The 8,123-nt window shown below is 26.6% G+C and carries 6 protein-coding genes and 1 other RNA gene; 4 read left to right on the top strand and 3 right to left on the bottom strand.

Annotated features, from left to right (window positions below; genetic code table 11):
- Positions 1 to 591: PD-(D/E)XK nuclease family protein (locus Q0J90_RS03225; protein ID WP_297276540.1), on the bottom strand; the 591-nt coding region annotated here is incomplete at its 3' end.
- Positions 592 to 908: 317 nt separating this feature from the next.
- On the opposite strand from Q0J90_RS03225, the gene rnpB reads away from it, so the two are divergent.
- An RNA gene (rnpB, locus tag Q0J90_RS03220) (RNase P RNA component class A) lies at positions 909 to 1,254 on the top strand.
- Between the two features lie 5 nt (positions 1,255 to 1,259).
- Here rnpB and Q0J90_RS03215 read toward each other — a convergent pair.
- Positions 1,260 to 2,903 carry an FAD-binding protein gene (locus tag Q0J90_RS03215; protein ID WP_297276539.1) on the bottom strand — a complete coding sequence of 548 codons (1,644 nt, stop codon included), beginning with the start codon at positions 2,901 to 2,903 and terminating at the stop codon, positions 1,260 to 1,262.
- A 205-nt stretch (positions 2,904 to 3,108) separates the two neighbouring features.
- Here Q0J90_RS03215 and Q0J90_RS03210 point away from each other — a divergent pair, with 205 nt between their 5' ends.
- The 3 genes from Q0J90_RS03210 (at position 3,109) to Q0J90_RS03200 (ending at position 7,599) form a co-directional block, all read left to right on the top strand.
- Positions 3,109 to 3,825 carry a 5'-methylthioadenosine/adenosylhomocysteine nucleosidase gene (locus Q0J90_RS03210; protein WP_297276538.1) on the top strand — a complete coding sequence of 239 codons (717 nt, stop codon included), beginning with the start codon at positions 3,109 to 3,111 and terminating at the stop codon, positions 3,823 to 3,825.
- A 568-nt stretch (positions 3,826 to 4,393) separates the two neighbouring features.
- Positions 4,394 to 6,160, top strand: coding sequence for a phosphoenolpyruvate--protein phosphotransferase (ptsP, locus tag Q0J90_RS03205; protein WP_297276537.1), 1,767 nt, complete (start codon positions 4,394 to 4,396; stop codon positions 6,158 to 6,160).
- Positions 6,157 to 7,599, top strand: coding sequence for a hypothetical protein (locus Q0J90_RS03200; RefSeq protein WP_297276536.1), 1,443 nt, complete (start codon positions 6,157 to 6,159; stop codon positions 7,597 to 7,599). Before ptsP ends, Q0J90_RS03200 begins: the two co-directional genes overlap by 4 nt.
- A 66-nt stretch (positions 7,600 to 7,665) precedes the next feature.
- Here Q0J90_RS03200 and Q0J90_RS03195 read toward each other — a convergent pair.
- Positions 7,666 to 8,123, bottom strand: a 458-nt coding sequence (locus Q0J90_RS03195; RefSeq protein ID WP_297276535.1) for a phosphate acyltransferase, incomplete at its 5' end; no start/stop codon positions are given.

Raw genomic sequence — 8,123 nt, 5'->3', positions numbered from 1 at the left:
TTTATAATTATCTTTTTTCTTATTCTGATAATAATCATCTAATTGATTATCTTGCTCTCCAGCGTATATTTTATTTTCTATTATAATTGCAAAGTCTTTTTTATAAGATATAAATAAATCTATTCTTATGCCGTCTGCATATTCTTCTCTTTTTATTCTTATATCTGAATGATTTATTTTTTTTAATTCTTCAATACTATTAAACCCATAATAACCCCATTTAAATTTATCATTTAAATAAATTAGAAAATCTTTAACAAAACTTAATTTAGTAGCTTCATTCTCTATATTTATTTTAAGAAACTCGGCAAGTAAATTACTATTATAATTCTCATGTCTTTGTAAATTTATTGCATCAAATATACAAAATTGATGAGGAAATTTTTTCATTTCATTTTTTACTTCTTCTATTATTATTTTAATTTTAGAGAAGATTTCATTTAATCTATTTGTTTGTAATTTTTCTTCATCTAAAAATGATTTATGAATAGAATATATAGTATTGCTTACAGCGTTATATTTTTCTTCTTCATATTTTTTGAATTCATTTATTAAGATTAATAATGTGTTTTCAATAATTTCTGTATTCATATATTGAGTATAATAAACAAGAATAAAAAAATCAATTAATTTAATATTTAAAAAATTATTTACACACCCAGCCCTATATCTTTATTATTTTGTTTTAAATTTTAATCTTTATTTCATTACTGCTTCAAATAAAAAAGCATGCCCGCCCAAGCTTTGATTAGATTTATAATTAACTAAATGCACGATTAGGAAAGTATTTTTAATATTAATAATATTGTGAATTATAACTTATTTATATTTGCCATGCAGTGTTGATTTTTTTAATTAAATAAAAATTAATGATTGACATTTTATAATTTCTATAATAGAGTAATCGACATGCGGAGCGGGTAAACGCGGTATTTAAGTAACTAATACTGAGGAAAGTCCGTACCTCTAAAGGGCGTCATGCAAGCTAACGGCTTGAAGGCGAAAGCCTATGGAAAGTGCAGCAGAAAATATACCGCCAATTTGGTAAGGGTGAAAAGGCATGGTAAGAGCATACCGCATTCGTGGCGACATGAATGGCAGTGTAAACCCCATGAGAGGCAAGAGCAAACAGAAACGATATCAGATTGCCCTTTTCGATGTTTCAGGTAGCTCGCTTGAGTACTGCAGCGATGCAGTAACTAGATAAATGTTTACCTTAAATGACAGAATACGGCTTATAGCTCCGCTTATATTTAAAATTAATTATTAATATATTTTCTTGTTATTATAATTTTATTGTTCTCACGTGTTACCTGCAATTTATACACGTTATCCGATGAACATTTACAATCTTCCCTATAATGTGCTCCTCTGCTCTCTTCTCTCTCAAGCATACTTAAAGCTAATATTTTAATACTTTCTATTATAAGATAAATTTCAATAGAACCTTCTTTAATATTCTCTTTTATGCTGTAATTATTTCTAATATCTTCAAGTTTATTTAATACTTTTTGTATTTTATCTCTGCTCCTTACAACAGATAAATTTTCACTCATTAGATTTCTTATATCTTCTAATACTTGATTTTTACTTATATTATTTTCTTTGTCATCTTTTGAAATATCATTAACCCAATTATTAAATTCTTTTTCTGCATAATTTAATTTTATACTATCAAAATCATCAAAGTTATTTTTTCTAATATATTTATACGCACTCTTAACTGCATTATTTCCAAATACCAAAGCCCCGCCTACAGAATTGCCCCCAAGCCTATTAGCTCCTTCTATGGCAGACGATAATTCACCTACAGCATATAATCCATTAACACCAGTAAAAGCATTACTGTCTATTTTTATTCCGCCGTTACAGCTATGAGCAAAATGAGTAATAACAGTTTCATCTTTTAATAAATCAATATTCATTTCTTTTTTAAGCCAATTCAAATATACTGTGTAGAACTCTTCCTTATCTTTGTATAAATCTTCAGAATATTTTAATTTTACTCCATCAAAAGGTACTTTCAAATCTATTTCTTTACTTTCAAAATCATTACTGAAAGGAGCATAAGCACTTCTTTCTATCAATAATTTTTTAATCTCTTCATTATTTATACCATCTAAAATTAATTTATCATTTACATCATACATTCCTATACAATATTTTAATGTATGCTCTCCAAATAACACATTATATTTAGGCTTCAAATATGCAGGTATAAATTGTATAAACTCCATATTCTGTGCTATTGCTCCTGCATCTAATGCAGCAACATTACCTACACCATTAATATTTTTAGGATATAAACTATTTTTGTAATTTCCAGCAATTCCGCCTGTAGCTAAAATTACAGCCTTTGACTTTACAAAAAAGAATTTATCTTTATTTTGAAATACAGCTCCAATAACTCTATTATTATTTTTAATTATTCTTATTAAAACACTATCTTCAAATATTTTTAATCTTTTATTTTTTTTAAATATCTTTTTTGCTCTTTCTCTTGCTTCATTCCAATTATTAATCAAAAAAATATTTCTTGAATATTTAGCAAAACATGCGGGTCTTGAATCATTTCTAAGCCAAGGTTTAAATCCGATTTTTTTTAATAAATAAATATCTTTTTTAATATTAGCAATATAAGTCTTTATTAATTCTGGATTTTCAACACCTTTTCCCATATTAATAATATCTTCATAATATTTATCATAATCCTTATCATCTTTAGTTACTTGTATTCCCAATGTAGCCTTCAATGGAAAATAAGAAGCTCCGCTGCAAAGTTTTCCTGTAGTAGCAAGGCATACATTTTTAAAAACATTAATAGCCATTTCTGCTGCAGTAAGCCCTGCTATTCCAGCACCAACGATTAATACATCGCAATTAATCTGTTTTTTTATATTCATAAACAATGCTCTTTAAATAAAACTTTAACGCAATTCTAACTTCTATTATTTAGTTATAATATATCATAAATTCAATTAATTAAATCTTATATTTTTTATATAAAGATATAAAACAAAAAACTTAAATAATAAGTTTATAAAAATCAGCTTTTAATATATAATAATTGATATTAATATATTTTCATTATTTTAAGGAGATTATTTTATGTCTGAAGTTAAAAGAATTGCTATAATAGGTGCTATGGATTCTGAAATTACTAATTTTAAAGGTATGATAGAAAATATAGAAGAAATTGAAATAGCTAACATCATTTACTATAAAGGTACATTATGCGGTAAAAACATAGTATTATTAAAATCCGGCATAGGTAAAGTTAATGCTGCAATTGCCACAACTATTGCAATAGAAAGATTTAATGTTGAAAAAATAATATTTACAGGAGTTGCCGGTTCTGGAAATCCTGATTATGATATATCCGATATAGTTATTTCAAAGGATTTAATAGAACATGACTTTGATACAAGTGCTTTAGATGGAGATGAGCTTACTATATTAGTTAAAGGTTATGATAAAAATTATTATCCTGCTGATAATTCTTTAATACAATTAGCAAAAGAATCAGCACAAAAAGTTATTACTGATAATAAAGTATATGTTGATACAATAGCTACAGGAGATCAATTTGTAGGCGATAATAATAAAGTTAAGCAAATACATAATAAATTTAAAGCAGGTGCTATAGAGATGGAAGGTGCTGCTGTTGCTCATGCTGCCTTAATGTATAAAGTTCCTTTTGTTGTTATACGTTCATTATCAGATAAAGCTGACAGCGATGCAGTAGTAGACTTCCCAAAATTCGTAGTAAAATCTGCCCAAAACTCAATGAAAATAGTAGTAGAAATGTTAGAAAATATGAAATAAATAAAATATAAAGATAATTTTAAAGCGATAAACGAGCAGGTGATAACTGACAAAGGAAGTTATCACCTGATTTTTAGCGAGTTTATCGCTAGCAATAATATAAATGCTTGAAAACATGAAGTAATACTATAAAAAAGCGAGTCGAAGCCAGCTAGTGAGTTTACTCACTAGCTTATTGTAGGCGTAGACGAGAATAACAATAATAAGTTATCAGCTATTTTTTTAGCGAGTTTATCGCTAGCAATAATATAAATTTTAGAAAATATGAAATAAATAAAATATAAAAATAATTTTAAAGCGATAAACGAGCAGGTGATAACTGACAAAGGAAGTTATCACCTGATTTTTAGTGAGTTTATCGCTAGCAATAATAAAAATAAATTAATATATTCTCTTAATTATAATAAAAAAATATAGTATTTAAAATTATAATCTTTTCAAAAACAATTATTTAAATATCAATATCATTAATGAAAAATAATACTATTTACAATAAATTTACTATTGAAAATATTTTATATTTATAATATAATTAACATAATTATATTAACATAATATCGGAGAGTTCATGCCGGATAAAAGAACGATACTGAATGGAAATGGAGTTGGCGACGATGTTTCAATAGGGAACTCCTTTTTATATACTGCATCATTAAGTACACCTGTATATAAAATAGAAGAAGATGATATAGAAGATGAATATAAAAGGTTTGATGAAGCCATAAAAAAATCTAAATCAGAAATAGAAGAACTTCAAAAGCATGTAGATAATAATATAAAAAATATATTAGCTATGCATATATTGATGCTTGAAGATAATGTTATTATAAGACAAGTTAAAGATGAAATTAAATTAAAATTATTTAATGTAGAATATGTATATGATACAATAATATCCGGATATTTAGATAAATTATCAAAAATAAATAATAAAATGCTATCAGAGAGAACAAGCGATATTATAGATATAAAGTCAAGATTAATAAGGAATTTAATACAGCCTAATTCCGGAGATTATTCTCAAGTTCCAAAAAACAGCATAGTAATAGCAAAAACTTTAACTCCAAGCGATGTTTTAAAATTTAACAGTATAGGAGTTAATGGATTTATAGTAGAAAGCGGAGGCTATACTTCGCATGCTGCAATACTTGCAAAATCATTCGGTATAACTACTATCTTTAATATAGCAGATATATCAAGCAAAATAAAAAACGGAAGAAAAATAATAATAGACTGCAGAAGCAATATCGTAATAATGAATCCTAGCGAAAAGGATATAAAAAATTATACGATACTGTCAGAAAATATAAAACAATTCAAAGAACAATCTATAATAGATGCAAAAGAACCTGCAATAACAAAAGATAATATAGAAATAAAAATACATGCTAATATAGATATACCGGAAGAAACAGAAAACATACTAAAACATGGTATAAATTCAATCGGATTATACAGAACAGAATTTTTATATATATTCTCAGAAGAAGATAATGCAGCCACTTTGCCTACGGAAGAATTACAATTTAGTGTATATAAAAGAATAGCATCTAAAATGACAGGCAGAGTAATAATAAGAACTTTAGATATAGGCGGAGATAAAATGATGCCTGCTTTAGGATTGGATTTTAAAGAAGATAATCCATTTTTGGGCTGGCGTGCTATAAGATTTTGTTTATCCAATAGACAAGTATTTAAAGATCAAATAAAAGCATTGCTTAGAGCATCGCATTATGGAAATATAGAAATAATGATTCCAATGATAAGCACTTTGGAAGAATTTTTAGAAACTAAAAAATTTATAGAAGATATAAAACATGAATTAAAAAAAGAAAACAAAGAATTTAATGATAATATAAAAATAGGAGTATTAATAGAAACTCCGTCAGCAGCTACTATAATAGATTTATTGGTAAAAGAGGCTGACTTTTTATCAATAGGCTCAAATGATTTAGTACAATATATGATGGCATGTGATAGAACAAATGAAAAATTGAGCTATCTTTATAATCCTATAGATATATCTGTTTTAAGAGTTCTAAAAAATGTAATAGAAACTGCCAATAAAGCAAATAAAACTATAACATTATGCGGTGAAATGGGAAGCGTAGGATTATATACTCCTATATTATTGGGATTGGGAATAAGAGAATTATCAATGTCAGTTACATCAATAGCTAAAATAAAAAATATTATCAGAAGTTTAAGCATAAAAGAATGTGAAGATTTGGTAAATGAAATGTTGAGTAAATGTGATAATAATTTTTCTAAATCTATTTTAAACAGTTTTATAAAGAAAATAAATGTAAAAAACTATAAAGGTATAAGTGAATGAAAAGGATTTGGCTAAGCACTATTATTTCAGTATTATTTATAATATTATTACAATCATGTAAGGTTGCAGATTCTATAGATGAGTATCAAAAGTTAAAAACTATAGAAAAAACAGAAGATTACGGTTCTTTAAGTGATTTTTTAAAAAATTTACCTAAAACAGAAGAAGAAAATGCTCAATCTCCATATAATGAATTAACAGCATTCATTACAGGAAGAAATCAAATATTGTCTTCAAATTATAAAGAAGGTTTTGAAACATTAGCAAGATTTTTATTTACTTATCCGTCAAGCTATTATGAAAGCGAGGCTTCATATTTATTGGGTCAGGCATTAATATATATGGTTGAAAATGACCCTCTTTACATAGAAAAATTTTATACACAATTAATATCAGAAGGCATAGTTGAAGGTGAAGAAAATAATGATGATGCTGTTACAAATGTAAAAAATTCTCTAACTAATATATACCGTCAGCTTGGAATTATAGTAAAAGATGGACAATATTCTTTTAATGGATATACATTCGACAGAATACTTCAGGATGAAGAAAGTGCTTTTCCTCTTAAAGATTTTGCATATTACTTTAGCATAAGACATAGATTCAGCAATATAGAAACAGTAAACGATAAGTATAAATTTATAACGAATGTGAGTTATTTAAAAAGATTCTCAGACAGATACAGAACAAGCATACTTCAAGAAAATATATTGAATAATAAATCATATTTTCCAGATACTTGGCAATTTGACTTAACGCCGGAAGAAAAGAAAAACTACGATGAAATAATAAAAATTGTTAGAAACAGAATAAATGATATAAAAGCTAAATATGATGAACCTAATTACGTTATAGGTAATGGTGTTATTATTAGAGATAGGATACCGGCAATAAGCAGCGGAGAAAAAGAACTTTACAGATTATACAATTATGATTTTGTAAGCATATTAAATAGAACAAATGTATATAATCCTAAAACTAGAGAGAATGAAGATTGGGCATTGGTAAGATATGATACATACTATGGTCCTATAGTTGGATGGAGCTATGCCAGATATATGACTAATAATGTAAAAGATATAGAAGATATATTTGAAAATTACAGATCAGCTATGAATTGTTATAAAAATTATGACTATTTAAAAGCATCAGATTTCTTCTCTTATGTATTAAATAATGCCAAAACTAACTATTTTACAGATAAATCAGTATATTTCTTATGGAAAGTAAATAACAAAATAGGAGAATTAGTAAGTTCTAAAGCTAATCCGTATTATAATTATGTTTTAGACTATCCGAAATATTTCTATTACAATACCAACAATAATGTACTTCAAAGCTCAACATTATTGTATAACTATTTAATAAAAATATTGCCGACTAATCCTTACAGATTTGTTATAAGCGGAGATAGTGAAGCAGAATACAGTGTAGATTAATTAATTAAAAAGAATATAAAAAAATAGGCTGTCATTAAATTGACAGCCTATTTTTTTTATAAATTATTAAGCTTGTAATGAAGTTAAAACAGCTAAATCAGCAATATCCTGAGCAGAACATCCTCTTGAAAGGTCATTAGCAGGTTTAGCTATACCTTGAAGCATAGGACCTATAGCTGTACATTTTCCAACTCTCTGAGCTATTTTATATCCTATATTTCCAGCATTTAATTCTGGGAATATAAGTACATTAGCATTTCCTTTAATAGGAGAACCAGGAGCTTTTTGTGCACCAACTTTTTCTACTATGGCAGCATCAAATTGCATTTCACCATCATAGTCAAAATTAACATTGCGGGAATCTAATATTTTTTTAGCTTCTATAACTTTATCAACACTTTCATGCTTAGCAGAACCTTTAGTAGAGAAAGAAAGCAAAGCAACTTTAGGTTCAATTCCTGTCATAATTTTATAAGATTCAGCAGTAGACTCAGCAATATCTGCTAATTGTTCAGAAGTAGGAT

The sequence above is a fragment of the uncultured Brachyspira sp. genome (genome assembly GCF_944390595.1).
Lineage (GTDB): Bacteria > Spirochaetota > Brachyspiria > Brachyspirales > Brachyspiraceae > Brachyspira.
Note: the sequence above shows the minus strand (reverse complement) of the source record. Positions and strands in the feature narration are given on the sequence as shown.